The 2,361-nt window shown below is 57.6% G+C and carries 1 protein-coding gene; it reads left to right on the top strand.

The window, feature by feature from the left end:
- On the top strand, window positions 1–2,361 hold a 2,361-nt coding region (locus ABYP33_RS18710; protein ID WP_373092813.1), incomplete at both ends, for a cobaltochelatase subunit CobN.

The raw sequence follows: 2,361 nt of genomic DNA, 5'->3' as shown, positions 1-2,361 counted from the left end.
CGACTGGCTCAGTGCCGCCGAGTTAAATGCTCAACTCAAGCCCGCACAGCGCACTGTGTGGATTATCGACCACGACACCGCCGACTTAAGCGGCGACTGGGCCTTGCACCAGCAGCTTTGCGCAGCGCAAACATGGCAGTGTATTTCGGTGTTGGCGGCTTGGGGCCAACCCAGTGTCGCGGCGTTAGAAACCATTCAAACCGCCATGCGTGGCCCACTTAAAAATAGCCCTGCGGCCATTATTGCCCTGCAAGATTTTGTGATTGGCGGCGGCGAGGGTCGCGAAGCGGTAACCGCGATTTTAGAAGAACTCAAGTTGCCAATATTAAAAGGCATTCGCATCAGCGAGTGGTCTAGCGCCCAGTGGCAGCTCTCCGCCGAGGGTATTCCCCGCGACTCAGTACACTACCGCGTGGCCATGCCCGAGCTGCAAGGGGTGTCCCAACCCCAAGTGTTAGCGCTAGCCGCCACCGCCAAAATCGACCCGCGCACCGGCGCCAGCGTTTACCGCAGCGAACCCCTCGCCGATGAAATCCAGCGCCAAACACGGCGGCTAGCCCGCTGGCTAAGCCTGCAAGAAAAACCCAATGCCGGCAAACGCATTGCCGTGGTGTATTACAACCACCCCCCTGGCCGTCACAATATTGGCGCCGATAATCTCAACGTGCCAGAGAGCCTACTCGAAATACTCCGCGCCCTGCGCACGGCTGGCTATAACACTGGTGAACTGCCCGCCGATGCTGAAGCACTGCTAGACCTACTCCAAGCCAAAGGCGTGAATTTACCCGAAGACGCCGCAGCGCTAGCAGCCATGTCAGGGCAAATTAATTCCGTCTCCAGCCAAGCCTACCAGCAATGGTTTAACACCCTGCCGCCAGCGGTGCGCGCAGAAATGGTCAACGGCCCACTCGGCGAATTACAGCAAAGTTTACAGACCCAATTGGTCGCGCTGGCCGAGCTCAGCTCGGTTACCGAGCGCCAAGATCACTTAGCGCTAATTCGCGCCCGTATGGAAAACACCCTCACCGATTTACACCACGCCTTAGATGGTGTGCGCCACACCGGTCGCAGCCGCGCCTTAGATTTACTCGCCCAGTTGGGCGGCGAATATCAGAATTTATTAACACAGGCGGCCAGCGGCCAAAGCCTAAACTGGCAAGCCAGCCAAGAACTCAACCGCGCCTTAATCGACATGGGGATTGAAGGTATTCGCGGCTGGGGCAAAGCGCCCGGCAAGGTCATGGTGTGGGACAACAAGGTACTGATCCCAGGGGTGCAATTCGGCAATGTTTTTCTTGGCCCCCAGCCACCGCGGGGCTGGGAGTTAAACGAAGAACTGCTGCACGCCAATATGTCCTTTCCACCACCGCACCAGTATTTGGCTTTTTACCATTATTTGCAGGAGGTGTTTAAAGCCGACGCCCTTGTTCACCTTGGTCGCCACTCTACCTATGAATTTTTGCCCAAGCGCAGCGTGGGGCTTTCATCCAGTGACTACCCCAGTATTGCAGCTGGCGATTTACCGGGTATCTACCCCTATATTGTCGATGGCGTTGGCGAAGGCATTCAGGCCAAACGCCGGGGCTTAGCGGTCATGGTCGACCACCTCACGCCGCCACTTGCCGCCACCGAGCTATACGACAAGCTGCTGGAACTGCGGCAGCTAATTGAAAGCGCCGAAGCCGCCAGCGATGGCAGCACCAAAGCCCGCGCCATAGAAACCCTGCGCCGCAAGGTAGATGAGTTTAATTTACGCGACGAACTTATCGCCAGCATGGACGAAGAGCTACAAGTGCGCGGCGTGGGCTTTGATGAGATTGACGACGACTTTTTACTCCACGAAATTGGCCACTACCTCACCAAGCTCCAAGAGCAATTTATGCCCTTGGGCCTGCATGTGTTTGGCCGCGACTGGCAGCCCAAAGCCATCGACACCATGCTCAATTCCATGCTGCAGGGTGAATCCGCCAACAGCAGCAAGCGCAGCGACTGGCTGAGTAAACTCAGCGCCTCACCCGCCGCTGAAATGCGCGCCCTACTCAACGGCCTTAAGGGCCAGTTTGTGGCGCCCGGCAAAGGCAATGATCCCATTCGCACCCCAGAGGCCCTGCCCACCGGCCGCAATTTTTATGCACTGGACGGCAGCCTTTTACCCACCCGCGTTGGGGTTGAGGTCGGCACAGCATTGGCCGCCAAAGTACTGGCTGGCGAGTCTGGGGTCGCCCTTGCCAATACCGATATTGCCAATAATAAGCAGGGCATTATTTTATGGGCCTCCGACGCCGTGCGCGACGAGGGCGCGATGATTGCCTTTGGCATGAAGCTGCTCGGCGTGCGGCCCATTTGGAATAGTCGCGGCAT

The organism is Zhongshania sp. (assembly GCF_041584495.1).
GTDB lineage: Bacteria > Pseudomonadota > Gammaproteobacteria > Pseudomonadales > Spongiibacteraceae > Spongiibacter.
The sequence above is the reverse complement of the archived record's forward strand: the minus strand, read 5'-3'. Positions and strand labels throughout refer to the sequence as shown.